The sequence below is a fragment of the Imperialibacter sp. EC-SDR9 genome, from assembly GCF_902498805.1.
Taxonomy (GTDB): Bacteria; Bacteroidota; Bacteroidia; order Cytophagales; family Cyclobacteriaceae; genus Imperialibacter.
The window spans coordinates 103,317-128,752 of sequence record NZ_LR701582.1 but is presented as its reverse complement, the minus strand read 5'-3'; the positions used below and the strand labels follow the sequence as shown (position 1 = coordinate 128,752).

Annotated in this window: 27 protein-coding genes; 25 read left to right on the top strand and 2 right to left on the bottom strand. The window is 46.9% G+C overall.

What is annotated here, in order from left to right; genetic code table 11:
• Nucleotides 1-73 precede the first annotated feature (73 nt).
• The 6 genes from trpS to trxA all read left to right on the top strand — a co-directional run bounded on the left by trpS (nucleotide 74) and on the right by trxA (nucleotide 2,627).
• Nucleotides 74-1,045, top strand: a complete 972-nt coding sequence (gene trpS / locus GC130_RS11905; RefSeq protein ID WP_151998532.1) for a tryptophan--tRNA ligase — start codon at nucleotides 74-76, stop codon at nucleotides 1,043-1,045.
• A 124-nt stretch (nucleotides 1,046-1,169) separates the two neighbouring features.
• Nucleotides 1,170-1,370, top strand: coding sequence for a DUF2892 domain-containing protein (locus GC130_RS11900; RefSeq protein WP_151998531.1), 201 nt, complete (start codon nucleotides 1,170-1,172; stop codon nucleotides 1,368-1,370).
• Between the two features lie 27 nt (nucleotides 1,371-1,397).
• Nucleotides 1,398-1,658, top strand: a complete 261-nt coding sequence (locus GC130_RS11895; RefSeq protein WP_151998530.1) for a rhodanese-like domain-containing protein — start codon at nucleotides 1,398-1,400, stop codon at nucleotides 1,656-1,658.
• Nucleotides 1,659-1,662: 4 nt separating this feature from the next.
• The gene (locus tag GC130_RS11890; protein WP_151998529.1) at nucleotides 1,663-1,974 is read left to right on the top strand and encodes a rhodanese-like domain-containing protein; all 312 of its coding nucleotides are present in this window, start codon (nucleotides 1,663-1,665) and stop codon (nucleotides 1,972-1,974) included.
• 94 nt (nucleotides 1,975-2,068) lie between these two features.
• Complete coding sequence (locus tag GC130_RS11885) at nucleotides 2,069-2,320, top strand: hypothetical protein (protein ID WP_151998528.1); 252 nt, start codon at nucleotides 2,069-2,071, stop codon at nucleotides 2,318-2,320.
• A 4-nt stretch (nucleotides 2,321-2,324) separates the two neighbouring features.
• Nucleotides 2,325-2,627 carry a thioredoxin gene (trxA, locus tag GC130_RS11880; protein ID WP_151998527.1) on the top strand — a complete coding sequence of 101 codons (303 nt, stop codon included), beginning with the start codon at nucleotides 2,325-2,327 and terminating at the stop codon, nucleotides 2,625-2,627.
• A gap of 54 nt (nucleotides 2,628-2,681) precedes the next feature.
• On the opposite strand, the gene GC130_RS11875 is transcribed toward trxA, so the two are convergent.
• Complete coding sequence (locus GC130_RS11875) at nucleotides 2,682-3,545, bottom strand: esterase family protein (protein ID WP_151998526.1); 864 nt, start codon at nucleotides 3,543-3,545, stop codon at nucleotides 2,682-2,684.
• A gap of 164 nt (nucleotides 3,546-3,709) precedes the next feature.
• On the bottom strand, nucleotides 3,710-4,126 hold the full coding sequence (locus GC130_RS11870) for a hypothetical protein (protein ID WP_151998525.1): 417 nt from the start codon (nucleotides 4,124-4,126) through the stop codon (nucleotides 3,710-3,712).
• A gap of 186 nt (nucleotides 4,127-4,312) precedes the next feature.
• On the opposite strand from GC130_RS11870, the gene GC130_RS11865 reads away from it, so the two are divergent.
• The 19 genes from GC130_RS11865 (at nucleotide 4,313) to GC130_RS11775 (ending at nucleotide 25,329) form a co-directional block, all read left to right on the top strand.
• Nucleotides 4,313-6,046 carry a phospho-sugar mutase gene (locus GC130_RS11865; protein WP_151998524.1) on the top strand — a complete coding sequence of 578 codons (1,734 nt, stop codon included), beginning with the start codon at nucleotides 4,313-4,315 and terminating at the stop codon, nucleotides 6,044-6,046.
• A 178-nt stretch (nucleotides 6,047-6,224) separates the two neighbouring features.
• Nucleotides 6,225-7,205 (top strand): calcium/sodium antiporter, encoded by a 981-nt coding sequence (locus GC130_RS11860; protein ID WP_226940449.1) that lies wholly within the window; start codon nucleotides 6,225-6,227, stop codon nucleotides 7,203-7,205.
• A 78-nt stretch (nucleotides 7,206-7,283) separates the two neighbouring features.
• On the top strand, nucleotides 7,284-8,006 hold the full coding sequence (locus GC130_RS11855) for a carboxypeptidase-like regulatory domain-containing protein (protein WP_151998523.1): 723 nt from the start codon (nucleotides 7,284-7,286) through the stop codon (nucleotides 8,004-8,006).
• 166 nt (nucleotides 8,007-8,172) lie between these two features.
• Nucleotides 8,173-10,611, top strand: coding sequence for an ABC transporter permease (locus GC130_RS11850; protein ID WP_151998522.1), 2,439 nt, complete (start codon nucleotides 8,173-8,175; stop codon nucleotides 10,609-10,611).
• Nucleotides 10,612-10,763: 152 nt separating this feature from the next.
• On the top strand, nucleotides 10,764-11,681 hold the full coding sequence (locus GC130_RS11845) for an aldo/keto reductase (RefSeq protein WP_151998521.1): 918 nt from the start codon (nucleotides 10,764-10,766) through the stop codon (nucleotides 11,679-11,681).
• Nucleotides 11,678-12,769 (top strand): Gfo/Idh/MocA family protein, encoded by a 1,092-nt coding sequence (locus GC130_RS11840; protein ID WP_151998520.1) that lies wholly within the window; start codon nucleotides 11,678-11,680, stop codon nucleotides 12,767-12,769. Before GC130_RS11845 ends, GC130_RS11840 begins: the two co-directional genes overlap by 4 nt.
• Before the next feature lies 1 nt (nucleotide 12,770).
• Complete coding sequence (locus GC130_RS11835; protein ID WP_151998519.1) at nucleotides 12,771-13,001, top strand: DUF4177 domain-containing protein; 231 nt, start codon at nucleotides 12,771-12,773, stop codon at nucleotides 12,999-13,001.
• Nucleotides 13,002-13,068: 67 nt separating this feature from the next.
• Nucleotides 13,069-13,362 carry an RNA polymerase alpha subunit C-terminal domain-containing protein gene (locus GC130_RS11830; RefSeq protein ID WP_151998518.1) on the top strand — a complete coding sequence of 98 codons (294 nt, stop codon included), beginning with the start codon at nucleotides 13,069-13,071 and terminating at the stop codon, nucleotides 13,360-13,362.
• A 7-nt stretch (nucleotides 13,363-13,369) separates the two neighbouring features.
• Nucleotides 13,370-13,720, top strand: coding sequence for a DHCW motif cupin fold protein (locus GC130_RS11825; RefSeq protein WP_151998517.1), 351 nt, complete (start codon nucleotides 13,370-13,372; stop codon nucleotides 13,718-13,720).
• A 96-nt stretch (nucleotides 13,721-13,816) separates the two neighbouring features.
• Complete coding sequence (locus GC130_RS11820) at nucleotides 13,817-14,170, top strand: YciI family protein (protein ID WP_151998516.1); 354 nt, start codon at nucleotides 13,817-13,819, stop codon at nucleotides 14,168-14,170.
• Between the two features lie 142 nt (nucleotides 14,171-14,312).
• Nucleotides 14,313-15,542: an RNA polymerase sigma factor gene (locus tag GC130_RS11815; protein ID WP_151998515.1), complete on the top strand. Its 1,230-nt coding sequence runs from the start codon at nucleotides 14,313-14,315 to the stop codon at nucleotides 15,540-15,542.
• A gap of 114 nt (nucleotides 15,543-15,656) precedes the next feature.
• A complete protein-coding gene (locus GC130_RS11810) occupies nucleotides 15,657-18,176 on the top strand; it encodes an ABC transporter permease (RefSeq protein ID WP_151998514.1) in 2,520 nt (839 codons plus the stop codon).
• 137 nt (nucleotides 18,177-18,313) lie between these two features.
• Complete coding sequence (locus tag GC130_RS11805; RefSeq protein WP_151998513.1) at nucleotides 18,314-18,586, top strand: YtxH domain-containing protein; 273 nt, start codon at nucleotides 18,314-18,316, stop codon at nucleotides 18,584-18,586.
• Nucleotides 18,587-18,843: 257 nt separating this feature from the next.
• On the top strand, nucleotides 18,844-20,271 hold the full coding sequence (locus tag GC130_RS11800) for an amidohydrolase (RefSeq protein WP_151998512.1): 1,428 nt from the start codon (nucleotides 18,844-18,846) through the stop codon (nucleotides 20,269-20,271).
• A gap of 229 nt (nucleotides 20,272-20,500) precedes the next feature.
• Nucleotides 20,501-21,667 carry a histidinol-phosphate transaminase gene (locus tag GC130_RS11795; RefSeq protein WP_151998511.1) on the top strand — a complete coding sequence of 389 codons (1,167 nt, stop codon included), beginning with the start codon at nucleotides 20,501-20,503 and terminating at the stop codon, nucleotides 21,665-21,667.
• A 196-nt stretch (nucleotides 21,668-21,863) separates the two neighbouring features.
• Nucleotides 21,864-23,516: a glucose-6-phosphate isomerase gene (gene pgi, locus GC130_RS11790; protein WP_151998510.1), complete on the top strand. Its 1,653-nt coding sequence runs from the start codon at nucleotides 21,864-21,866 to the stop codon at nucleotides 23,514-23,516.
• 209 nt (nucleotides 23,517-23,725) lie between these two features.
• Nucleotides 23,726-24,430 (top strand): YafY family protein, encoded by a 705-nt coding sequence (locus GC130_RS11785; RefSeq protein ID WP_151998509.1) that lies wholly within the window; start codon nucleotides 23,726-23,728, stop codon nucleotides 24,428-24,430.
• A 44-nt stretch (nucleotides 24,431-24,474) separates the two neighbouring features.
• Nucleotides 24,475-24,897, top strand: a complete 423-nt coding sequence (locus GC130_RS11780) for an SRPBCC domain-containing protein (RefSeq protein WP_151998508.1) — start codon at nucleotides 24,475-24,477, stop codon at nucleotides 24,895-24,897.
• A 15-nt stretch (nucleotides 24,898-24,912) separates the two neighbouring features.
• The gene (locus GC130_RS11775) at nucleotides 24,913-25,329 is read left to right on the top strand and encodes an SRPBCC domain-containing protein (protein WP_151998507.1); all 417 of its coding nucleotides are present in this window, start codon (nucleotides 24,913-24,915) and stop codon (nucleotides 25,327-25,329) included.
• The last annotated feature ends 107 nt before the right edge of the window (nucleotides 25,330-25,436 follow it).

Sequence of the window (25,436 nt, the reverse complement as noted above, 5' to 3'; positions counted from 1 at the left end):
AACGATCAACACTTATCACTATTACTGAAGTATCAACGTAAGATTTTTATTTACTTTGCCCAAAATTTGATCAATGGCAAGAATACTTACAGGCATACAGAGTTCAGGGAAACCACATTTAGGTAATTTGATGGGAGCCATCATTCCGGCCATTGAACTTTCAAGGCAGGAAAAGAACGATTCCCTCTTCTTTATCGCTGACCTGCATTCGTTAACAAGCATCAAGGATGCCAATGTAAGAAGAGAAAACACCAAAGCAGTTGCCGCTGCCTGGCTTGCCTGTGGATTCGATACCGACAAAAATATATTCTATCGTCAGTCGAGGGTAACAGAGGTAACGGAGCTGGCCTGGCACCTGAGCTGCTTCACGCCGTTTCCTATGTTGCAGAACGCCCATTCGTTCAAAGACAAGTCGGACAGGCTGGCTGATGTCAATGCTGGGCTTTTCGTGTATCCTGTGCTGATGGCAGCTGATATCTTGCTCTATGATGCCAATGTGGTGCCGGTAGGAAAAGACCAGCTGCAGCACCTGGAAATGGCCAGAGACATCGCAGGGGCTTTCAACAGCCGCTATGGCGAGGTGTTTGTTATGCCGGAAGCCCGGATTGACCAGCAGCTTATGACAATACCGGGTATCGATGGTCAGAAAATGAGCAAGTCTTACGGCAACACAATCGATATTTTTGCTTCTGAAAAGGACCTCAAAAAACAGGTGATGTCTATCGTAACAGACGCTACTCCTCTGGAAGAGCCGAAGGATCCTGATACAAATAATGTATTCAAACTTTACAGCCTGCTGGCATCACCTTCTGACGTCGAAGCCATGCGGGGTAAATTCCTGGGAGGCAATTACGGCTACGGCCATGCAAAAAAGGAATTGCTTGAATTGATTCTTTCCCATTTTTCCAAAGAACGAACCACATTCGACTACTTCATGACTCACCAGGACGAACTGGAAGCCAAACTACAGGAAGGAGAGGCAAAAGCCAGAGTGATTGCCCGGAAGGTGTTAGATAGGGTGAGGAACACTCTTGGGTTCAGCTAACTACAGGACTGAAGGCTTCTTTTTTCAAAAAAAATTCCAACGTAACCAAAGTCACATACTTCGCCCGATTGCCGTCGGATATTTGTATCGTATTAGGACATAAACCTCTAATCATACAACTATCATGAAAGCAAATATGGGTTCAATCGACAAGGTGATCAGAATCGTTCTGGCACTGGTCATCGGCGCACTTTACTACTTCGGAGAGTTATCCGGTATGGCCGCCACTATTTTATTGATACTTGCGGGCGTTTTTATCCTCACAAGCTTCATTGGAGTTTGTCCGCTTTATCTACCGTTTGGCATCAGCACAAAGAAAAAATAATCTTATCAAATAAACTTTATATCTAAAATGAGTAAGAACGCAACAGTAATAGACGTGCGTACTCCAGGAGAATTCATGGGTGGACACGTACGGGGATCAATCAACATTCCATTACAAGACATCACTTCAAAAGTTCAGGAGATCAAGAAAATGGCTCAGCCCATCATTCTTTGCTGCGCTAGTGGCAACAGAAGTGGTCAGGCGGCTGGCTTCTTAAAAGCCCAGGGGATAGACTGCTCTAATGGCGGTTCATGGCTTGAGGTAAACATGGAAATGGTTAATAGCTAATCATATGATTCAAGCTATCAAAAACATGCTAGGCATGGGGCCATCTGTTGATTTAAAGCAGTTGGTGAAGGACGGCGCCATCATAGTGGACGTTCGCACAAAAGGGGAATATACTGGCGGCCATGTAAAGGGTGCTATCAACATCCCTCTTCAGGTGCTGGGAAATAACCTTGGAAAGCTGAAGAAAGAAAAGACCATTATTACCTGCTGTGCATCGGGCATGCGAAGCGGATCAGCCAAAAGCCTTCTTAAATCAAAGGGCTACACCGTGCACAATGGCGGTGGCTGGATGAGTCTTCAAAACAAATTAAGATAACTACCCAGTTAGACAAGTAAGCTTGCAGTTCGATAAAGCAGTCGTTTAAACACTTCCGTTACACGCCTGCAAGCCTTGTTTTTCTCCAGAACTTATGACAAAAATCTACGAATTAGTGACCACAGGATGGCATTTTGCGAGGTGGCTCAGGCTTGGATTTGGAGTTTTCCTGGCAGCCCAGGCTATTCAGTTAAGCGATGTGTTGTCAGGCGTTCTGGCTGCGCTTTTGCTGTTTCAGGCTGTCACCAATACCGGGTGTTGTGGAGCCGGTGGCTGTGCAGTACCAACAGCTTCAAAAAAAGAGAACTTACCTGATCAGAAAACAGTTTATGAGGAAGTGAAATAACATTATGAGCAAACAATCATTTTCTGAATTGATAAAAAGTGAGCAACCTGTATTGGTTGACTTCACTGCTAGCTGGTGTGGGCCGTGCAAAGCCATGGCGCCGGTGCTGGACGACGTGAAACGCAAGCTGGGAGACAGGGCCAGGATCATCAAAATTGATGTGGACAAAAACCCTAAAGCAGCCCAGAGCTACCGGGTAACGGGCGTCCCGACCTTTATCCTTTTTAAAGGCGGGCAAATCAAATGGCGGCAGTCAGGTGCAGTGCCTGGCTATCAGCTTGAGAAGCTCTTTCGGGAACATGCATAAGGTTTTCAGGTAAACAACACAATAAAGGGCGGTCTTTCAACCGCCCTTTTGTTTTTACTTCTGGTGAAAGGTGTCTGACACAAAAGACAACACCGTTGGCAAGGCTGTTCGCCAGTAGGTCCAGTTGTGGCCACCATCTCTGATTCTGAACTCGTGAGGCACTTCTTTTTTTCTTAGCGCTATGTGCACCAGCGAGTTACCTTCATACAAAAAGTCATCGTCGCCACAGTCAATATACCACTTCACTGACTTCAGCTTTTCGGCCTCCATGCCGTCAATGATCTTATTCACACCAAACTTGTTGTAGTAGTCTTCCAACTGGGCTTGAGTAGGGTTTTCCGTACCACTTCGTTCCAGCCACCGGCGGCCATCCTCCGGAGTGAGAGGGCCTGTGCTGGCACTCAATGGACATGCCGAAGAGAATAGCTCTGGATGGTGCAGCGCATAAATAAAGGTGCCGCCGCCTCCCATGGACAGGCCAGCCACTGCTCTGTAGCGTTTGTCTGCTTTGATCCGATAGGTCTTTTCAACGTGTGGCATCAACTCCTGAAAGAAGAAGTCTTCATAGTTCCACTTACCATCGGTGGTATTGAAGTAGCCCCTCACGCCTGTATCAGCGTCAGGCATCACAATGATCATGGCTGTGGCCGTACCATCCAGAATGGCCTTGTCGGCGATCCGCAGCACCTCACCAAACTGCACCCAGCCGGTTTGATCATCGCCAGCGCCATGCAATAAGTAAAGCACAGGGTAGCTGCGTTGCGACGTCTCATAGTCTGGTGGGAGATAGATTGCGAACTTGCGTTCGCTCTTCAAAATTTTACTGGTAACAGTAAGGTTGTCGAAAACTTTGCCGGTTTGGGCCAGCAGATTACCTGCAAAGCACACAAAGGCGGCAAGAATAAAGTGTTTTTTCATTATTAAGTAGGTTTACAAATGATCTGACAATAGTCGGGCACGTGTGTGCCTGGTCAGATAATGATAGCCATTTTCGGGCGAACGACCTACAGAAAATATACTACACCCTTCTCACAGAAGGAAACGGTCATTTTGATGTTTGAAAGAATGTAGATTAACCCTGGTTACTCCGCTTTCCAAACAACCTGCTGATTCTGTGCATCAACAATAAGCACCAGGCGTGTAGGAGCAGGAATAAGAACAATCCTTGTTTTCTTATCAGGAAAGTCATCCATATCCACCGGCACACCCTGATTGGTCAGCGTGGTGTAAGTAACCTTTCCGTCTGCCTCCTTCTTAATGTATTCATTTGCCAGGTAGGCTATTGGCAGCAACACCTCACTGTCGGGGCAGAATTCATCATGCACATCTCTTAGCGCCTCCTCAATATAGTCGCCGTAATTCTCAACAAACTCATCTTCCTGGTCGTGCAGTAACTCCTCCAGGTCATCGTACTTTGGGTCGTCGTAGCTAAGTCCGCTTAAGGCAATCTTTGTTTCCACCAAGTCAATGAGAGCCTTGTCAAGTTTATTGATATCCATATTCGAAGCTTTCTTAAGAGATTATTCAATAGGTTTAAAGCGCACAAACTTTGGAATACTTACTTTAAGATTCAAGCAAGCCTTCAGATTTTTAGCATTGCCTTCATTTTTATTGAAGAAATCCGAAGACCCTTTTGTCTTGAAAACATATCTGCTAAATTCCCCTCTCAAAATAACTGAACATTTATGGAACAGCAAGCCCTGATAAAAGCGAAACAATGGCTATCGAGCAAAAACCTTGACGACGCAGCCAGAAAAGAAGTAGAGGCCATGGTCGCTTCTACCGACAAATCCCAGTTGATAGAATGCTTTTATAGAGACCTTGAGTTTGGCACAGGCGGCCTCAGGGGCATTATGGGCACTGGATCTAACAGGATCAATAAATACACCATAGGCATGGCCACCCAGGGGCTGGCCAACTACTTAAAAAAAACCTACCCCGGCAAGCAAGTAAAAGTGGCCATTGCTCACGACAGTCGGAACAATAGCCCATTCTTTGCTCAAACAACCGCCGATGTATTTTCAGCCAATGGCTTCAAAGTGTATTTTTTTGACGCACTTCGCCCCACTCCCGAGCTTTCCTTTGCCATCCGTCACCTTGGCTGCCAAAGTGGTGTAGTCATCACAGCTTCTCACAACCCTAAAGAATACAACGGTTACAAAGCCTACTGGAACGACGGCGCACAGATGATTGCACCACACGACAAGAACACCATAACCGAAGTCGGCAATATCAAGAGCATCGACGACGTAAAGTTCGCACCAAACAACTCGCTTATTGAAAAGATAAGCAAAGAAGTAGACGAGCCTTACCTGGAAGCGATCAAAGCAGGAAGCCTTTCGCCTGATATCATCAAAAGGCAAAAGGATCTGAAAATAGTCTTCTCGCCCATCCATGGCACGGGCATTACTTTAGTGCCAGAAATCCTGAAAAGAATGGGATTTGAAAACGTAACCATTGTAGACGAGCAGGCCACGCCCGATGGCAACTTCCCAACGGTGGTGTATCCCAACCCAGAAGAAGCTGAGGCTATGAGCATTGCTTTGAAAAAAGCGAAGGCCATTGACGCTGACCTTGTGATGGCCACCGACCCCGATGCAGACAGAGTGGGCATAGCAGTGAAAAATGACAAAGGCGAATTTCAGCTCCTCAATGGCAACCAAACGGGAGCCTTGCTGGTATACTACCTGCTGGAGCAGTGGAAAAACAACGGCAAACTCGACGGCAAGCAGTTTGTGGTAAAAACCATCGTCACCACCGACCTCATTGGCAAAATCGCCGACGGCTACAAAGTAAAATGCTACGAAACACTCACCGGCTTTAAGTTCATTGCTGCTTTGATCAGAGAGCTCGAAGGCAAGGAAACCTTTATTGGTGGTGGCGAAGAAAGCTACGGCTATCTGATAGGCGATGCGGTAAGAGACAAAGATGCCATTGCCTCTTGTGCTTTCATTGCAGAAATGACGGCCTTTGCCAAAGATAAGGGAATGAGTTTGTTTCAGATGCTGAACGAGATGTACCTCAAATTTGGCTACTACAAGGAGCACCTCATTTCACTAACTAAGAAGGGAATCAAAGGGCAGGAAGAAATCAAACAAATGATGGACGACCTGAGAGCCAACCCACCCAAAACGATCAACGGTAGTAAACTGCTCAAACTAGCAGACTACACATTGCTGGAGGAAAGGGACTTTGTGACAGGCAAAACTTCCAAATTGGATTATCCTAAGTCTGATGTGATGCAGTTTTTCACTGAAGATGGTAGCAAAATCTCCGCAAGGCCCTCAGGCACAGAGCCAAAAATAAAATTCTACTTTAGCGTAACCACACCGGTGAAAAATGCTGAAGAGCTCAAAAATGCCGAAGGCCTTCTGATGAAAAGAATCGATGGCATCATAGCTGATATGAAATTGAAATAGCAGATTTGCCGCTTTTTCTTGAAAGGCCCATGCACCCATGGGCCTTTCTTATGTACGCTTTTTGCATTTTTGAATATAATCCTGGTCAATTCATCCCTGATTTCGTGCTGTATTATATAACTAAATCTAAAAATATTTATATTAGTATACCTTATTTGAACTATCGACCTCATTGACCGTGGAAATACTAATCAATATCGTTTTAGTTATTGTAGGATTCGTCCTCCTTATCAAGGGGGCAGACTTTCTGGTAAGCGGGGCCTCGTCCCTTGCCAAACGATTTCATGTTTCAGACATCGCAATTGGATTAACCATAGTTGCCATGGGCACCTCCGCCCCAGAGTTGGTGGTGAATATCATATCGGGAACGGAGGGCTACGATGGAGCGGTGTTTGGCAACATCATTGGGTCAAACATCTTCAACATGTTCCTGATTCTGGGAATTGCAGCTGTTATCTACCCCATCTCTGTTCAAAAGAGCTCCCTTTGGAAAGAAATCCCCTACTCCCTTCTCGCCACGCTCGTTTTCTTTGTTCTCGTCAACGATGTCCTCTTTTTTGGAGCAAAAGAAAACATCCTTAGCATAGTCGACTCCGTGATTCTGCTCTTCATGTTTTCCATGTTCCTGCTCTATATCTTCTTCAATCTCAAAAAAGGAGGAAGTTCGGAAGAGGAAGAAGATATTGTGGTCTTTACCAGTGTGAAGACGACACTCATGGTCATTGGCGGATTGGCCGGCCTTACTTTTGGAGGGAAGCTGATTGTTGACAATGCGGTGGCGATGGCCCGTTTTTTTGAAGTCAGCGAAAGATTGATCGGTTTGACTATTCTCGCAGCGGGCACGTCCCTGCCCGAGTTAGCCACTACCGTGGTAGCTGCCCTGCATAAGAAGTCAGACCTGGCCATAGGCAACATCATAGGCTCCAACGTTTTCAATTTATTGCTGGTGCTGGGAACCTCGGGTCTTGTGAGCTCTGGATATAGCCCGTTGACTTTCGACACGGTGCTTAACACTGACCTTTATGTAATCATGGGCGGCACCATGATGCTCTTCGTTTTTATGTATACTTTCGGAAAATACAAGCTGGACAGGGCTGAGGGCTTTCTATATCTCCTTTGCTTCTTTTCGTACACCTACTACCTGTTTATCCGTTTATAATTAGCGTCGTTACAACTATTTCACCTGTTTTGGCATTCTTATAGAGAACCGTAATTTCGTGCTCTCAAAAAACCTGCAATGCGCCAATCGGGAAACCTGATTCTTACTCTTCTTTTTGCAGTTTTGTTCTATGGCAATAGCTATGCACAATCGAGCCCGGCCGATTCAGTGTTGGTAATTGGACAGGTACTTGAAGACGAGAGTTATACCGGCCTTCCTTTTGCTCACATAACGGTGAAGGAGCGAGCTACTACTACCGACTTTAAAGGTATTTTTAAGGTGCGGGTGGGCAAAAGTGACACGGTGAGTGTTTCGTACGTTGGCTACAAAACGCAGCAACTGACTATTCCAAAGGGATTGAATTCGCCCGTTTTTGAAACCAAGCTGATGCTCCAAAAAGACACCATCATGATGGAGAATGCCAATATTACGGTGCTTCCCGCTTCCATCGAAAAGTTTAAGCAAGCCATTCTGACGCTCGAACTCTCGGACCAGGAATATAAAAACGTTGAAAAGAACATGGTGGCACTTACGCAGCAGGTGCTCATTTACGACTACCGCAAATACAGCATGGATGCAGCCGAGAACCAACGGGCTGCCATGGCCGGCCCTCAGTCATTTAACTTTCTTAATGTTTTACGAAAGGTGAAGGATGCGTTGGTCGACCCAAATAAAAATAAAGACGAGCTCCCCACCCCTCCTCCTGTGTACTACGACTCACCCGTGCTCCCCGACACCAGTCCCCCTGACTCCCTGCTGATCCAAAAAGCCGATACCACGCAGCGGGTAATTAACAACTGACCTCCGACGCAACCCTTCATCACTATTTTGCATCTGCCATGTAACCTTGGCAAAAGCAATGTTGTCAAATAGATGCAAAACAATTTAATGGTAAAGAAAGCTACCTTGCAATACAACCTACCGTCGCCTTTTCCGTTGATGTTATCAAACTCAAAATAGGACTACTATGCTAACCAACTACTTACTTATTGCTTTTCGCTCGTTGCGAAGAAGCAAGTTTTTCTCTCTCATCAACATATTGGGGCTGGCCATTGGCATCTGCTCCTTTCTGCTGATCGTCTTTTTTGTACAGGATGAACTCAGTTTCGACAAGCACCTGCCGCATGCAGAACGAATGTACCGGATGGACATGACTGGCCGGTTTGGCGGTAATGAATTCAATATCGCCGTTGTCAGTGCTGCTCAGGGTCCACAAATGAAGGAAGACTTTCCAGAAGTAGAAGACTATGTACGGTTCAGAACCAGGGGCTACTTTCTGGTTAAATATGGTGAGGATGTGTACAAAGAAGAAAGTGTGGCATACGTTGACGCCAATGTATTCGATTTCTTCGGCATCAACATGATATCAGGCGACCCAGCCACCGCACTGAAAGAACCGAAAACGCTGGTTATTACAGAAGTCCTTGCCAAAAAGCTTTTTGGAGATGATGAGGCCGTGGGTAAAGTGGTAAAGATATCGAACGATCAGGATTACAAAATCACTGGTGTGATGGCACCTTTGCCTCAAAACACTCATTTCCACTTTGATATTCTGGCGAGTATGGAAACACTTGATGAAGCCAAAAATGCGATATGGTTAAGTCAAAATTTTCAAACTTATTTCCGCCTGGCTGAAGGCGCTTCGGTGGAAAACCTGGAAGCCAAGTTCCCTGAGATGGTAGAGAAATATATTGGACCGGAACTGGAGCGCTTTATGGGCGCATCTATGGAAGACTTCGCAGAGGCTGGTAATAACATCGGCTACTACATGACGCCCGTTACCGACATCCACCTCCATTCTCAGGTCGATGCCCAATTAGGCCCTCCGGGCGACATCAAATATGTCTACATCTTTTCGGCGGTTGCCGCTTTCATTCTGATCATTGCTTGCGTCAATTTTATGAACCTCGCTACAGCCCGCTCTGCCAACAGAGCCAAGGAAGTGGGAGTCAGAAAAGTAATGGGCGCCTACAGACATAACCTGGTCAGTCAGTTTCTTTTGGAGTCCTTAATTATCACCGCTATTTCCTTTGTAGTGGCTATTGGACTGCTGGCAGTTGCCTTGCCCTACTTCAATGAGCTTACCGGGAAAGTGTTCAGCCTAGGCATTCTTGCCACACCCACGTTGGCAGTCTCGTTGGTGGCAATCCTGATAGTTGTTGGTCTTTTAGCCGGCAGCTATCCGGCATTCTTTCTCAGCGCCTTCCAGCCAGCCAGTGTCCTGAAGGGAAAGCTAAATATTGGCATGAAGAGCGGCTCACTTAGAAGTGTATTGGTGGTGCTACAATTCTCTATTTCTATCTTTCTGGTGGTTGGTACACTTATCGTTTTCGATCAGCTCGACTATATTCAAACAAAAAAACTGGGCTACGATCGTGAGCAGTTGATCGTGCTACAAAACACGTACGTACTGGACAAGTCAATCGAATCATTCAAAAATGAGGTTGTAGCCAACGACTACTTCCAGAGTGGTTCTATTAGCGGCTTTTTACCAATCAGGTCAAACAACAACAATAGTGCGATGTTCCCGGGAAGAAACCCAAAGAGCAACAGCACTACATCCCTTGCTATGTTTTATGTAGACTACGACTATATCCCAACCCTGGGCATGGAGTTGATAGAAGGGCGTAACTTCTCAAAGGACTTTGGCACAGATTCTACAAGTATCATCATCAACGAAGCGACTGCCAAACAATTTGGAATAGCCGACGATCCCATTGGACAGGAGTTGGGCACCTTCGACGGCGAAGGCAGTAGCCCGGAAAATCCAACAATCGCAGTGTTTAAAGTCATAGGGGTTGTCAAAGACTTTCATTTTGAGTCGTTGAAAACAGACATAAGGCCTGCTGTCATCTTCCTGGGTGAAAGCACCAGTCGAATCACTTTCAGGCTGAATACCATTGAATATCCAGAGGCCATCAGCTTCCTTCACAGTAAATGGGATGAGTTTGCCCCAGGTCAGCCATTTGAATATGCTTTTTATGATGAAGAATTCAATGCAGAATACAAGGCAGAAGAAAAGGTTGGCGAGATATTTGGGATTTTTGCTGGTTTGGCCATTTTTATCGCTTGCCTTGGTTTATTTGGTCTTGCTGCCTTCACCGCCGAGCAGCGCACCAAGGAAGTCGGAATCAGGAAAGTACTCGGCGCATCCATTAGCTCCATTATTTTACTGCTCAGCAAGGAATTCATGAAGCTGGTGTTGATTGCCTTCGTGGTCACTGTGCCCCTGGCCTGGTTTGCCATGAACGCCTGGCTACAGGACTTCGCCTATCGCACCACCATTGGCGTGGGTGTGTTTGCCCTTGCCGGCGGCCTGTCTTTCGTTATCGCCTGGCTAACGATGAGCGTCCATTCTTACAAGGCAGCGGCAATGAATCCCTCAAGTTCTTTGAGAACGGAATAGAGAGATAACTTACAGGAACTTTGTTGACGAACACCCTGATTGGTTGAGTGCCAGTCAGGGTGTTTTTGCTTCATAGCCTCTAAATCAGTAAATTAGTTTCTCTTCTCTACTTGTACAGTTAGTTATCCGATTACCGCATCATTTTTAAACTAATGACAAGAGAATCATTTTTGAAGACAAGCCTGTTAACAGCAGCCGGCCTCTATCTCACTCCTGGCCTCGTTTCCGCTTTGGGTAACCAGATGTTAATGAAAACAATTCCATCAACCGGAGAACAAATCCCTGCCATAGGAATGGGTTCTTGGCTGACTTTCAATGTAGGCCAATCGGAGAACGAAAGGGCCCCTATGAGAAATGTGTTGAAAGAATTCATCAGCCAGGGAGGCCGGGTGATTGACAGTTCTCCTATGTACGGCAGGTCAGAACAAGTAATTGGAGAGCTTGCGGCAGAGCTGGAAGTAACGGATAAGCTTTGGGTAGCAACGAAAGTTTGGACACAGGGGAAGGTTGCTGGCAAAGGACAGATCGAAAATTCGTTGGGCTACTTTCGGAAATGGCCCTCGGTGCTTCAGGTGCACAACCTTGTAGACCTGGAGACTCACCTGGAAACGCTTCGGTCTTTGAAAGAAGAAGGCAAACTCAAATATGTCGGCGTTACTCATTACCTCGACCATGCCCACAAACAATTGGCTGAAATTATCAAAAAGGAAAAGCTGGATTTCATTCAAATCAACCTTTCCATTCGCAGCAATGCAGCCGAAGACTACCTGCTTCCACTTGCCGCTGATCATGGTGTTGCCGTCATTATCAACCAGCCCTTTGAAACTGGTGGCCTTTTTAACTATATTCAGGGAGTTTCTTTGCCTGACTGGGCAAAGGAATATGGTATTAATAGCTGGGCCGAATATTTTTTAAAGTATATCATATCAAACCCTGCTGTTACTTGTACCATTCCCGCCACCACACAGGTGGCACATGTGAAAGAGAATATGGCTGCTTGCTATGGTGAGTTACCTGATCAGGCTACAAGAATTAAAATGAAAGACTATTTCAAAAAGAATGCCCTATGAGTAACAGAAGAACATTTATCGGACAATCGCTGGTCGGCCTGTCAGGCCTGGCATTGAGCTCTCATGCTTTTGCCAACATCATCGTTCCCCGCCAAAAAGATAAGCTGGGCGTAGCCCTTGTTGGGCTTGGATACTACAGCCGTGACCTGCTGGCTCCAGCCCTACAGCTCACCCAAAACTGCTACCTGGCTGGCATTGTCACCGGCACGCCATCCAAAATCCCAGAATGGCAGCAGAAGTACAACATCAAAGACAAAAACGTTTACAACTACGACAACTATGATCAACTGGCCAACAATCCGGACATAGACGTGATTTACGTTGTCCTCCCTCCTTCTATGCACGCCGAGTATAGCATAAGAGCTGCCAACGCTGGTAAGCATGTGTGGTGTGAAAAGCCCATGGCGATGAGTGAGGCCGAATGCCAGAGCATGATTGATGCCGCCAACAAAAACAAAGTGAAGCTGAGCATAGGCTACCGCATGCAACATGAGCCCAATACAATTCAAATCATGAGGTTCCAAAAAGACCAAACCTATGGCAAAGTGCAAAAGGTGACGGTTGCTGCCGGCTACAGGGAAGGGCGCACCGACCATTGGAAGCAGATCAAAGCAATGGGAGGCGGTGTAATGTACGACATGGGTGTTTACCCTCTCAACGCTGCCCGATATGCTACCGGACTGGAACCAATAGCCGTCACGGCCAAAGCCTCCACAACCAGGCCCGAGATTTACCACGAAGTAGAGGAAACCATTCTATTCGATCTTGAATTCCCAGGCGGAGCCACAGCAGCCTGCGAGGCCAGCTTTGGCAGGGGCATGAATGCTATGCAGGTCGACTGTAGTAATGGTTGGTACAAGCTGGAGCCATTCTCTGCCTACAGCGGCATTGATGGAGTAACAAGCGACGGCATTAAGCTGAACAAGCCGATCAACAACGAGCAAGCCAAACAAATGGACGACGATGCCATGGCTATCATGAAGAAACAGGCAGTGATGGTGCCTGGAGAAGAAGGCTTGAAAGATATTCGGGTAGTGGAGGCTATTTACCGATCTGCAAAAGAGGGGGGAAGAGTGTCGATAGGATGATATGCAGAAATTTGAATATAAGATCGTAACCATAAGCGTTGCTCACCTGAAAAAGAAGGACTTCCAGTCGGAGCTGAGTCGCAACTTCGACGAGTGGGGAGCCGAAGGCTGGGATCTGGTGAAGTTTGAGCCCGTAACTGAAAGCTGGTTTTTATTTGATCGTGGAAGTACTACTGAGTTCATTGTGATCTTCAAAAGGGAGAAGAGCAGTGGGCTTCCCCACGTGCTTTAACCATTTCGATGAAGATCCGGCCAGGTAAATCCTTTTTCATAATTTCAGAACACGCATTCCTTCTCTCATGACTCCTCCCGAAAAAACCCTCAGAACTTGTAAAAAGGGACACCAATACTACAAGAGCAGCGACTGTCCCGTGTGTCCTATTTGTGCCAATGAAGAAAAACCAGATGATGACTTTCTGAGCACGCTTGTGGCGCCGGCCAGGCGTGCCTTGCAGGGAAAGGGCATCACCACCGTGCAGGCGCTCGCCAACCACACCGAAGCAGAGATAATGCAACTTCATGGCATGGGGCCCTCTACCTTGCCGAAGTTGCACAAAGCCCTTGTGTCAGCCGGGCTGTCTTTCAAACCCTGAGCATACAATGAACATTCCTTTCCAAACCATCGACTGGCATTCCATTCCAAAGACCGAGTATCCCGGTGAAACCGGCACCTCCTTTTGGCAAACACTCCAAATGCCGGGATTAAGAGTGCGCATTGTTGAATATGGGGCTGGCTACCTCGCAGATCACTGGTGTCAGAAAGGGCATATTGTTTACTGCATTGAGGGGGAGTTTATCACCGAGATGGAGGACGGAAGCACCTTTAAATTGGGGAAAAACATGAGCTATGTAGTATCCGACGAGCTAAGCTCCCATCGGTCAGTGTCAGAAAAGGGCGTGAAGCTACTGATTGTAGATGGCGATTTCCTGAAAACTGAAAGTCTTTCCTAACTTCCCGAAAATAATTTCTACAACCTGTCCAATTGATCGCTACTCATTTGATATGAGGGTATAAATCAATTATCTGAAACACTAAAGATTACTATCATGGATGAGTATGTATTGATCATGAGGCATGAAGACGGGGCCAAAGTAGCCTCGGCCGAGCAAATGCAGGAGTGGATGAAGCAAACCATGGATTGGATCGGTGGCATTGCAGCGCAAAACAAATTTGTTAGTGGCACCGGCCTTCCATTCGACAACGCACGGGTTGTGAGTTCGAAAAAGGTCGTGACCAACGGCCCCTTCGGCGACATCAAGGAAACCATCGGCGGTTTTATTACCGTAAGGGCAGCGTCGGTTGAAGAAGCAGTAGAGTTTGCCAAAGGATGCCCCGTGCTGCAAGGCGAGGGTAATACGATGGAAGTAAGGCGAATTGCCAAAAACGATGGGGTTCATTAGCCTTCAAGAAGCTGTCATGCTACCGACGGCAATGTTCGTCGTGCCACCAGCTAGGGCTGTGGGCACGACTGTGGTGCCCACAGCCTTAGCTGGTGGCACCACATGGTAGATACACCATGCTCTACACTCCACTTATTGATCAATGACCCACCAGGAGCTAATCCCTCACCTGTTTCGGACTGAGTTCAGCAAAATTACTGCTGTGCTTTGCAAACTCTTCGGAGCCGACCATATCGAAGCGGCCGAGGACATTGCCAGCGAAACGTTCATGCTGGCCATTGAAACCTGGACTTACAACAAGATTCCTGAAAATCCCACCGGCTGGTTGTATGCAGTGGCCAAAAACAAAGCAAAAAACCACCTCACCCGTCAGCATATTTTCACGGATAAGGTCAAGCCTAATTTGACTCCCTCGGAGGTGACAACAGCAGAAATTGATATCGACTTATCGGATCAGAACATTGCAGACAGCCAGCTCCAAATGCTGTTCGCTATCTGCCATCCGATCATCCCCGTTGAGTCGCAAATTGGTTTGGCACTCCGAATCCTTTGCGGCTTTGGCATCGATGAAATCGCCAATGCCTTTCTAACCAACAAGGAAACCATCAACAAGCGACTCTTCAGGGCAAGGGAGAAGCTGAGAATAGAGAAGATACCGATAGCGTTCCCCGGAGAAAGCGAGATCAATAACCGGATAGATGCAGTACTCACCACGTTGTATCTCCTGTTTAATGAGGGTTACTACTCGGAAAGCAAGGAAGCTGTGGTGCAGGAAGAGCTCTGCCGGGAGGCAATGAGGCTCTGTCGGCTGCTCATAGGGAGTCCTCAAACAAATACACCGCCCGTCAATGCACTGATGGCGCTAATGTGTTTCCACGCCTCCAGACTAAAGGCCCGGAAAGGGCAAAATGGAGAGCTGGTATTGTATCAAAATCAGGACGAAACACTTTGGAACCAGGAGCTGATCACAAGCGGCGCTATCTACCTGAAAGAAGCCTCGCAAGGAGCCCGAGTTTCCAAATACCACTTTGAAGCAAGCATTGCTTACTGGCACACCATCAAAGAAGACTCCAAAGAAAAGTGGGAAAACATCCTTCAGTTGTACAACCAGTTATTACAACTTGACTACTCGCCCATAGCTGCACTGAATAGAACCTATGCACTTGCCAAAGTCAATGGAAAGGAGGCAGCGATCATTGAAGCTGAGAAACTGAAACTAATTGACAATCACTTCTACTTTATGCTGCTTGGCGAACTTTACAAAGGCATCGACAACACTAAAGCGAAGGCTCACCTTGAGCGGGCACTTGCATTGGCTAAAACATCCACTGATCAGCAAACGATCCAGAGGAGTATCGACTTACTCAAGTAACCGGCCGCTTACTGAGCGCACCACCGTACATTTTCTGTACATATTTGAACAGAAAAAATAGACATACCATCTGGTCAATCTACACCCAGAGACCTGATTCACCTGTTCTCCTGCATGGCACGCAGTTTGTCGCAGAAGGCACTTTATCTACTGCTTGCCACAATGATTAAGAACTTTCTCCTTATTTCTGTAAGGAACATTTTGCGCAATAAGGGTGCGGCTTACCTGAACATTCTGGGGCTAACACTTGGCATGGCGGCCTGTATTTTTCTTTTTAATTATATCCAGTCACACCTCTTCTATGACCGGCTTCCCCAAGCCCAAAGCGTCTTTCGAGTTGAAACCACTACGTCTACAAGAGGCGAGATTACAGTCAGAGATGCCTTCACCGCTCCGGTTGTCGGGCCCCGACTGGCAAATAACCACGTCGAAATAGCTAGTTATGCCCGGCTGCTTCCCTTCTCAGAGTACGGCAGTGCCTTCTTCAAATACCAGAAACATGATTCCCTTGCCCTCAGTGTATTTGTTGAAAAGGCCTACTACGCCGACCGCTCCATACTGGATGTACTTTCACTGACGCTGCTCCAGGGAAATCGGGATTCAGCGCTCGCAGCCCCTAACACTTTGCTCCTCTCGGCCACACTGGCAAAAAGAATCTTTCCCCAACAAATGGAAAACAACAGTTCCATTGTCGGCCAGGAGTTTGTTTCGGCTGCGGCGGGGTTTTTCGAACAAACGTATGTTATAGGAGGTGTATTCGACGACAGGCCTGAGAAAACCCACCTCAAATTTGATCTACTGGTCTCTTTAAGCTCTCCAGCCACCGGCATGGACAATCCCGGCATGCAGCAATCGGAGGTCATTTATACTTACATTCTCGTGTCGCCAGATTTTGATGTTTCATCTATTGAAAAGGCGGCCACTTCCCCGGGGTCTTCCGCAGAAATGGAAACTTACGAAAAAGGGATTTTCCTCCGCCCGATTGAGGACATTCATCTGTCAACAGAAATCTCCAATGAGCCCGAAGACGGCATCAGTCCCACCTTACTCGTCTTTCTGGCCGTGATTGCGGTCATCATTGTTGTGCTTGCCTGCACCAACTATGTCAACAACGCCATCATCAATAGCATAGAACGGGCAAAGGAAATCGGCGTGAGAAAGTTGCTTGGCATCACACCCACACAACTCACCCTCACCTTTGTGGGTGAGGCATTACTCACTAACACCCTTGCAGGGCTGCTCAGCATCTTTTTCTTTCTATTTGGCACTAAGCTGATTGTGATGTATACCAACATCAGCTACCCGCCAGTGGGATATTCCAACATGGCAGTGTTTGTTCTCTTTCTTATTCTGCTTATCCTGGTGAGCACCCTGTTATCCAGCGCCTATCCGGCCTTTCACCTGTCGTCACTCAATCCAATCGACTCTCTCAGAGGCAAGACTAGCGTGATCAACTCAGGCAACCTTAGCAAAGGAAGCAGCATTATCCGCTCCCTGCTGATCTTCCAACTAACCTCCTCCATCATCTTCCTTTCGGCCGTTTACATTGTCTATCTGCAGCTGGATTATATAGAAAGAAGCGGTGGCACCTCACGTGAGATCAAAATGAGCGGCGTATTTCCCGGGCTGCCGGGCGCCAATGCGGAGTTCACCAATCAAGTCGACCGTTTTATACTTCACAACAGAGGCGAGGGCATCAGGGGCATACATATTTCAAATCTCTACCAGGGCAAAATCAAAACAATGCAGGCCATTTCGGGCCTGGCACCGGTAGAAAAACAAGAAGACGGTATTTATGTAAAACTCTTTCCCGGCCTAAAAGACACTACCTTTAATTTATATGTGATTGACCATCAGTACTGGAAAGACTCCTCATCAGTTTTCCTGGCTGGGCGTAACTTCAGAAATATGGGTGACGACTTCAACTCTTTGGTTGTGAATGAATCGGCCGCCAAAGCGTTAGGCTTCGGCGACCCGGAAATGGCAGTAGGGCAAACCATTGACTCCCGGGGTGGCTACCATATGGTAGTGGGCGTGGTCAAAAACCAACAGACTGATGCTCCTCCCTCTATTTACGTTACAGGCTTCCGACACAGAACGTACATGGATTTTGTCTTGTTCTACCACCCCAACCAAAGTGAGAACATATCAACCTTCTTGCAGGAAATAAGATTTCAAATCGGGGCATATTTTCCCAATTTCTTCTTCCTGAGCAGGGGCTTCGAAAACCGATTGGCGCTGGAAGAAGGCATGCTGAAAATGTTCTTCTTTTTCGCCATTATCGCTATAGTCATCGCTAATATGGGCATGTTTGGGCTGGCCTCTTATGTGACACAGAAACGAACAAAGGAAATTGGTATCAGAAAAATTCTTGGTGCTCCCACCCACAATATTATGTTGCTTCTGCTCTACGATTTTCTTAAACTTATTCTCATCGCCTACCTCATTTCCAACCCCATCGTATGGTTCAGTGCCAAAGCGTGGCTGGACGACTATCCTTTCAGGATCGGCCTTGACCCCACGCTGATTCTCTTCCCCGTTCTGTTTATTCTTTTTATTTCCACGCTGGTCATTGCTGAGAAATGTTGGCAAACGGCGATAAAGAGTCCCCTGGACTCCCTCGACGCCAACTGAGCCGTTATACCTGGCCGGATTGAGACTGCCTCGTTCATAAAATAGCCTCAATTTATAACAGAAAGGCCTTTTCTCCCGTTAAGTATAATACAGCCTGACCATTTCAATAAATTATTTGTAAACAAAACCGTAGAATTATGAACGCTGGAAAAGTATTAGTTAGTGTATTGGTAAGTGCATCCATTGGAGCTGCCTTAGGAATACTGTTTGCCCCTGCTAAAGGCACTGCCACAAGGAAGAAAATAAGCAAGAAGGGAGATCATTATTTCGATGAGATGGAGTCCAAGTTCAATAAGGTGATCGATAATGTTTCTAGCAAAATTGAGACTGTCGGTAAAGAAGCCATGCGCCTCTCTAAAAATGGGGCGTCGAAATTAGAAGACGCCAAACTTGTAGGCAAAGACAGCTAAAGTCAAAATCATTTATAAACAATGAATTCAGCTTCCCGAAAGTGGCCAACACATGGCAAAACTTTCGGGAAGTTTTGTTTTGGGAGGTTCCAAGCTTTCACATTCATTAATTGTCGCTACTGCCGACATAGCCCTACCCTGGCATTACTAATCCTGGCCGTTCACAGCACCGCCCTTCCAACGTTCCACTTTTTTTCCTTAATTGACTTCCGAACGCCCATTTTACTCTTCTATTTCCAACATTAAACTGCTCGTCTATGACCAAAAGATTACTATTACTTTTCGCCTGTGCTACAGTGCTAAATGCCCACGCTCAAAAAATCAGTGCGAGCAAAACCGCCGCCATCAAAGACATTGAGGGCCGCACCTCAGAGCTCACCACCATCAGCGACAAAATATGGGCGGCAGAGGAAATCGCTTTTCAGGAAACTGTCTCCGCCGACCTGCTGGCCGATTATGCCGAAGCCAACGGTTTCACAGTTGAGCGTGGTGTAGCTGGCATCCCAACCGCATTTATTGCGACCTATGGCAGCGGAAGCCCCGTCATCGGTATTCTCGGTGAATTCGATGCACTGCCAGGACTTTCGCAGAACACTGTACCTTATAAAAGTCCTTTACATGAAGGCAAACCCGGCCACGGCTGTGGGCACAACTTGTTTGGTACGGCGAGTCTCGGAGCCGCCGTTGCGGTAAAAGACCTGATGGCACAGGGTAAGCTTAAGGGCACTATCAAGTTTTTCGGTACTCCTGCGGAAGAAAAGTTCTTCGGCAAAATATGGATGGCGAAAGCCGGGCTTTTCGATGACCTCGACGCCTGCCTCGATTGGCACCCGGGTGCTGAAACCAAAACCGCCGTGCAGAGCGGACTGGCTCTGGTGGACTTTACTGTTGAGTTTTTTGGGCAGGCTGCTCACGCTTCCGGCGATCCTTGGAACGGCCGCAGCGCCTCCGACGCCCTGGAACTGTATGCCCACGGTATCAACGCCTACAGAGAGCACATCAAGCCTACCGTGCGGATCCACTACCACATTCAGGATGGTGGCCAGGTGGTAAACGTAGTGCCCGACTACTCCCGAATTTGGGTGAGGGTACGTGACGACAAAAGGGAAGGAATGAACGAGGTATACCAGCGGGTAAGGGCTATGGCGGAAGGCGCCGCCATCATGGCAAATGTCGACTACAAAATTAACCTTGTGTCGGGTATTTACGAAGTGCTTGTCAACCGAAGTGGGGGCGCTATTATCCAAAAAAACCTTGAGCTGCTAGGCCCTATTACCTACACAGCCGACGAAACAGACTATGCCAAAAAGATCCAGGAGGCTACAGGAAAGCCACAAATTGGCTTGAATAGCAAGATAGAACCCATGGAGGAAACACTCGAGCATCCAGGGGGTGGTTCTACCGACGTGGGTGATGTGAGTTGGGTGGTGCCTGTTGCCCGCCTCACCGTAGCCACGGCACCTGACGGCACTCCCTGGCACTCATGGGCTGTGGTGGCTTGCGGCGGAATGTCCATTGGCCACAAGGGAATGATTCATGCGGCAAAGGCCCTTTCTATGTCCGCCATTGACTTGTTCGAAGACCCAAAAAAGGTGGAAGCGATGAAAAAAGAATTCAAAGAAAGAAAAGGCGATCATGTGTACACTCCTATGATTGAAGGCCCTCCGCCGATAGGGAAAGAGTAAGAGAAAGTATTAGTGCGGTTAAAAGAGGATGCCTCAAAAGCCCTATTTCAACACGTGAATGTCACATTGAGCCTGTCGAAATGTTAAGACCCCTAAATAACAAGGTTTCGACAGGCTCAACCTGACACTTGGTTTGGGCTTTTGAGACATCCTCTTCCATTTAACACACAGTGAGCGATGTGAAGATAATTCCCAACAATTCCCTAAATTGTATCAAACAACACTACCTATGAAAACTTCTCTCACCCGCCGTCAGGCGCTAAAGGCTGGCACGCTGGCTGCATCTGCGGCTTTTGTTAATTTACCTTCTCTTTTTGCCAGATCTTCTTCTTACAATGCTGAGTTCGTTTCCATGACCGACGAGGAAAGGGCTTTTTACTATTTCGAAGGGCAGGAAGGCGTAAAAGCCAGGCTTTTTGCTAACGAAAACCCATTTGGGCCATCGGAAAAGGCAATTGCTGCTATTACCAATTCTCTGAAAGACAGCTACATGTATCCTTTCGACGAAAGAGCAGAACTACAAAGAAAAATCGCTGCGTACGAGGGCGTTTCAGAAGATCATATTTTGCTTGGCGCTGGCTCTACTCAATTGCTAATGGCCGCTGGTGTTGCTTTCGGCATGAAGGGTGGTGAGATCGTGATTTCTCATCCTACTTTCGACAGCCTGCCAAAATACGCCGAAGGTGTTGGAGGCAAGCTGGTCAAAATTGATGTAGACAACGGATTGAACCAGCAACTCGGTAAAATGGCCGACGCCGTAAATGCAAAAACATCACTGGTGTACACAGTGAACCCAATGAATCCTACTGGCACCCAGGTATCGGGACAGGAGATGAGGGATTTCTGTAATTCCATTAGCAGCAAAGCTCCTGTTTTTGTTGACGAAGCTTATATCGACTATCACCCTGAAGGGTTGACAGCGAGTACGATTTCCTGTGTGCAGCAAGGCAAGAATGTCATTGTTTGCAAAACCTTCTCCAAGGTGCATGGTTTTGCTGGTTTACGGGTGGGCTATTGTGTAGCCAGACCAGACCTGCTGGCCAAAATGAAACCATTCTCCACCGGCGGGTTTGACCTATCCAGACCAGCGGTTCTGGCAGCGACAGCTTCTGTGGATGATAAAGCGTTCCTAAGCATGAGTGTTCAGCAAACAGAAGAATCCAAACAGCTGCTCTACAAAGGCCTGAAGGCCGTTGGTGCCAGCGTCATCCCTTCTTTCACCAACTTTGCTATGTTCCCCATCGACATGAATGGCAGCACTTTTCTCAGCCGCATGAAAGAAAAAGGCGTGCTGGTGAGATCATGGAACTTCAAAAATCAGGATTGGTGTCGGGTGAGCATAGGGCGCAAAGACGAAATGGAGGCTTTCAACAAGGCCCTGGCCCAGGTGGTTTAGTTGAAAATTTGCATATAACTGTGCGGCGGGCAATCTGCCCTGCCACATTCAATCTTTTTTCAGTTTTTTTTAAGTCATTTCAAACGTTTTCGATGACACATAAAGGCACTTTGCGCTATATGCGATTGCGGCGGCAGTTGAAAATCACTGGAATTATCGCAATGTTTGCCTCTGTTTTTTTGACTATTGACAAAAGATGCTCCCTAAGATAAACCCCACCACCACAGACGCCTGGAAGAAACTTCAGGCTCATTTTGGTCAGATGGAAACAGTACAGATGAAGGATCTTTTCAAAAAGGATTCTTCCCGTTTCGATAAATTCCATCTGAAGTTCGAAGACCTTCTTTTTGATTTCTCCAAGAACATCATCACAGAAGAAACGCTTAATCTGCTGCTGGAGCTTGCTGATCAGGTGAAACTGCAGGACGCCAAGAAGCAGATGTATTCAGGTGAGTGTATCAATGTAACCGAAAGTCGCTCAGTACTTCACGTAGCCCTGCGCAACCGTAGCAACACACCCATTATTGTTGATGGGCACAATGTGATGGAAGACGTGAATGCGGAGCTGTCAAAGATGAAGGCTTTCACGGAAAAACTGCATGCGGGTGAATTGAAAGGGTTTTCTGGCAAGGCTATCAGTCATGTTGTCAATATCGGCATAGGAGGCTCTGACCTGGGGCCATACATGGTTACCGAATCGCTCAAGCCTTATCAGGTAGAGGGCATCGAAAGTCACTATGTATCAAATGTGGATGGCACTCATTTGCTGCAGACGCTCAAAAAGGTAGATCCGGAAACTACCTTGTTTATTATCGCTTCCAAAACCTTTACCACGCAGGAGACCATGACCAACGCTGAGTCGGCGAGAGATTGGTTGTTGGCGGCTTGTAAGGACGAGAAATATGTTCGCAATCACTTCATCGCCCTTTCTACCAACACGGAGAAGGTGGTGCAGTTTGGCATTGCAGAAGAGAACATGTTCAAGTTCTGGGACTGGGTAGGTGGCCGTTATTCGCTTTGGTCAGCCATTGGCATGTCCATTGCCTGTGCTATAGGATTCGACAACTTTATGGAGCTGCACGACGGGGCGCATGCCATGGACAACCACTTCCTCAATGCACCGCATGGTGAAAACCTCCCAACCATACTTGCCTTGGTAGGTGTGTGGTACAATAACTTCTTTGAAGCAGAAAGTCAGGCCATCCTTTGCTACGACCAGTATATGCACCGCTTTGCTCAATTCCTGCAGCAAGGTGAAATGGAAAGCAACGGCAAGTCGGTAGGCCGTGATGAAAAAGATGTGAATTACGAAACTGGCACCATTGTATGGGGTGAACCTGGCACCAACGGCCAGCATGCTTTTTATCAGCTTTACCACCAGGGCACGAAGCTGATCCCATGCGACTTCATTGCTTCGGCCAACAGCCAAAACCCTTTGGGAGATCATCAAGAAAAGCTCCTCTCCAACTTCTTTGCGCAAACAGAGGCGTTGATGATTGGAAAAACCAGAGAAGAGGTCATTGCTGAATTGAAAAAGGCCGGCAAATCGGATGAAGATATTGAAGCGCTGACACCTTATAAAATATTCCGGGGCAACAGGCCTACCAACAGCTTCCTGATGAAAAAGCTAACCCCAAGAGCACTTGGATCGCTGATTGCCCTTTATGAGCACAAAATCTTTGTGCAAGGCATCATCTGGAACGTGTATAGCTTCGATCAGTGGGGTGTGGAACTTGGCAAGCAGCTGGCCAATCAAATACTTCCTGAGCTACTCAACGGTAGTGCGGTTACCAGCCACGATTCGTCTACCAACGGGCTGATTAATGCATATAAGGGACTGAAGGAATAACTGTCTCCTAAGCCGCTATTTACAGGCAATATTTGCATTGCAGGGGGTAAGATAAATTCCTAAATTGTCGTTCACTTTTTCATGTGTATAAAATTTGTTTTTCAACGGCCACATGGAATAGCCAAAAACCTTTTGGAAGCGATAGTCGACGGTTCTCCGACTTTATTCATTTCGTTGGGTATGGCTCTCCTTACGGCTATTTCATAGCTATGAACAGAATAGACCGGCTTTTTGGGGTAGTTACTTATATCCAATCCAGAAAATACACCTCACTTCAGCAGCTGGCCGAGAAGTTCGACAAAAGTGAGCGAACAGTATTTCGTGACCTGCGGGCAATTTCTGACATGGGCCTGCCCCTGGGCTTCGAACCCAACAAGGGATACTTTATTACCGACGGCTATTTCCTCCCTCCCGTTTCCTTTACTAATGAAGAAGCCAATGCGTTGATACTCATGGCTTCGCTGGCTGATCAGTTTACCGACAAATCCATCATCAGCCACAGCAAAACGGCCGTCGAGAAAGTAAAGGCTGTACTTAAGGGAAGCCAAAAGGAAGGCGTGGATCATCTGCACGAGCAAACCAGAGTACTTAAGTGGCACCATGAAATGCTTGATACGCAGTATCTCACGATCATTCAAACGGCCATCAGCAGTAAGCAAGTGCTAAAAATGACGTATGAAAACAAAGGGCTTGAAACCAGCACCAGAGAGGTGGAGCCAGTCGGTCTTTTGTTCTACATGTTCGACTGGCACATGATTGCCTGGTGCTGGAAAAGAAACGACTACCGGGACTTCCGTGTGGTGCGGATAAAAAAGCTTGAATGCACGGCAAAACCCTTTAAAAAGCAGGATCACATCAACCTGGACGACTACATAAAAGATCTTCCTGAAAATTTTTCAAATTCGATGACATAGGGTTGTCAGTAGCAGGGATTTCTTTGAATATAAATAGCAAAGAAATGAACCACAGCCTTACCATTAAAAGAACCTATCGTATCCAGAATACTGTTTCAAATGTTTGGCAGTCTCTCGTCTGCCCTACCCTGATCGAGCAGTATGCTCACAACTGCGAAATCGCTGAACGGAACTCGGAAGAGGCGGCCAGTTCCCTTGAAACATGCGCAACTTTCAGATCGGGTGACATCCTCGAATACGAAAAAGACGTCAGGGTTAAGTTTTCTACTTTTGATCCAAACGCCGGGCTGGCCAATGTGCCTCAAAACTACATTCACATTACCTATGAGCTATCCGAGTTTGACGACGAAACTGAACTTAGCATTACCATAGAAAACTTCATGGAAGAAAATGAGCGGTTCAAGCACTCCCAGTCAAAATGGAAGAATATATTGTCTCCAAGAGTTGAGAGCTTGCTGGCTAGTTAGTTTGGTTACTGAAGTATGAAAGACCACAAGCCAATCGGACAAACAAAAGATGCCGGTTTTCAGATCGGTGTTCGGAAGACGTTTGCGGTTGACAGGGATAAGCTCTGGGCATTTGTTTTATCCAAAAAAGGCGTTGAGCTTTGGTTTGGCAACGTAGCAACCGAGCTTCCTTATCACCAACCTTTCAGGAGCGAAGAAGGAATGGAAGGCCTTATCACCACCTTACAGGAAGGCTCCCATCTTCGGATGAAATGGAAGAAACCTAACTGGGAACATTTTTCTATGCTACAGATCAGGGTTATTCCGGCAGGAAACAAGGCAACGCTTTCTTTTCATCAGGATCAGTTGATCAGCGAAAGCCAAAGAGCAGAAATGAAGACTCACTGGGCTGTTGTCATTGACAAAGTAGGGGACCGCATTGCTTCACTATGATTTATTGTTTTCATTGATCACCATTCCCTACCCCCACCTTACCATTGACGTATTGTAGGCCGGTTCATTTGAAGGGAAACCCTACCTTCGGAAAAATAACATCCTCT

Excerpts from the sequence above, each read along its gene's own strand:
- trpS (WP_151998532.1), top strand. The coding sequence starts at position 74 with ATGGCAAGAATACTTACAGGCATACAGAGTTCAGGGAAACCACATTTA.
- GC130_RS11900 (WP_151998531.1), top strand. The coding sequence starts at position 1,170 with ATGAAAGCAAATATGGGTTCAATCGACAAGGTGATCAGAATCGTTCTG.
- GC130_RS11895 (WP_151998530.1), top strand. The coding sequence starts at position 1,398 with ATGAGTAAGAACGCAACAGTAATAGACGTGCGTACTCCAGGAGAATTC.
- GC130_RS11890 (WP_151998529.1), top strand. The coding sequence starts at position 1,663 with ATGATTCAAGCTATCAAAAACATGCTAGGCATGGGGCCATCTGTTGAT.
- GC130_RS11885 (WP_151998528.1), top strand. The coding sequence starts at position 2,069 with ATGACAAAAATCTACGAATTAGTGACCACAGGATGGCATTTTGCGAGG.
- trxA (WP_151998527.1), top strand. The coding sequence starts at position 2,325 with ATGAGCAAACAATCATTTTCTGAATTGATAAAAAGTGAGCAACCTGTA.
- GC130_RS11875 (WP_151998526.1), bottom strand. The coding sequence starts at position 3,545 with ATGAAAAAACACTTTATTCTTGCCGCCTTTGTGTGCTTTGCAGGTAAT.
- GC130_RS11870 (WP_151998525.1), bottom strand. The coding sequence starts at position 4,126 with ATGGATATCAATAAACTTGACAAGGCTCTCATTGACTTGGTGGAAACA.
- GC130_RS11865 (WP_151998524.1), top strand. The coding sequence starts at position 4,313 with ATGGAACAGCAAGCCCTGATAAAAGCGAAACAATGGCTATCGAGCAAA.
- GC130_RS11855 (WP_151998523.1), top strand. The coding sequence starts at position 7,284 with ATGCGCCAATCGGGAAACCTGATTCTTACTCTTCTTTTTGCAGTTTTG.
- GC130_RS11850 (WP_151998522.1), top strand. The coding sequence starts at position 8,173 with ATGCTAACCAACTACTTACTTATTGCTTTTCGCTCGTTGCGAAGAAGC.
- GC130_RS11845 (WP_151998521.1), top strand. The coding sequence starts at position 10,764 with ATGACAAGAGAATCATTTTTGAAGACAAGCCTGTTAACAGCAGCCGGC.
- GC130_RS11840 (WP_151998520.1), top strand. The coding sequence starts at position 11,678 with ATGAGTAACAGAAGAACATTTATCGGACAATCGCTGGTCGGCCTGTCA.
- GC130_RS11835 (WP_151998519.1), top strand. The coding sequence starts at position 12,771 with ATGCAGAAATTTGAATATAAGATCGTAACCATAAGCGTTGCTCACCTG.
- GC130_RS11830 (WP_151998518.1), top strand. The coding sequence starts at position 13,069 with ATGACTCCTCCCGAAAAAACCCTCAGAACTTGTAAAAAGGGACACCAA.
- GC130_RS11825 (WP_151998517.1), top strand. The coding sequence starts at position 13,370 with ATGAACATTCCTTTCCAAACCATCGACTGGCATTCCATTCCAAAGACC.
- GC130_RS11820 (WP_151998516.1), top strand. The coding sequence starts at position 13,817 with ATGGATGAGTATGTATTGATCATGAGGCATGAAGACGGGGCCAAAGTA.
- GC130_RS11815 (WP_151998515.1), top strand. The coding sequence starts at position 14,313 with ATGACCCACCAGGAGCTAATCCCTCACCTGTTTCGGACTGAGTTCAGC.
- GC130_RS11810 (WP_151998514.1), top strand. The coding sequence starts at position 15,657 with ATGGCACGCAGTTTGTCGCAGAAGGCACTTTATCTACTGCTTGCCACA.
- GC130_RS11805 (WP_151998513.1), top strand. The coding sequence starts at position 18,314 with ATGAACGCTGGAAAAGTATTAGTTAGTGTATTGGTAAGTGCATCCATT.
- GC130_RS11800 (WP_151998512.1), top strand. The coding sequence starts at position 18,844 with ATGACCAAAAGATTACTATTACTTTTCGCCTGTGCTACAGTGCTAAAT.
- GC130_RS11795 (WP_151998511.1), top strand. The coding sequence starts at position 20,501 with ATGAAAACTTCTCTCACCCGCCGTCAGGCGCTAAAGGCTGGCACGCTG.
- pgi (WP_151998510.1), top strand. The coding sequence starts at position 21,864 with ATGCTCCCTAAGATAAACCCCACCACCACAGACGCCTGGAAGAAACTT.
- GC130_RS11785 (WP_151998509.1), top strand. The coding sequence starts at position 23,726 with ATGAACAGAATAGACCGGCTTTTTGGGGTAGTTACTTATATCCAATCC.
- GC130_RS11780 (WP_151998508.1), top strand. The coding sequence starts at position 24,475 with ATGAACCACAGCCTTACCATTAAAAGAACCTATCGTATCCAGAATACT.
- GC130_RS11775 (WP_151998507.1), top strand. The coding sequence starts at position 24,913 with ATGAAAGACCACAAGCCAATCGGACAAACAAAAGATGCCGGTTTTCAG.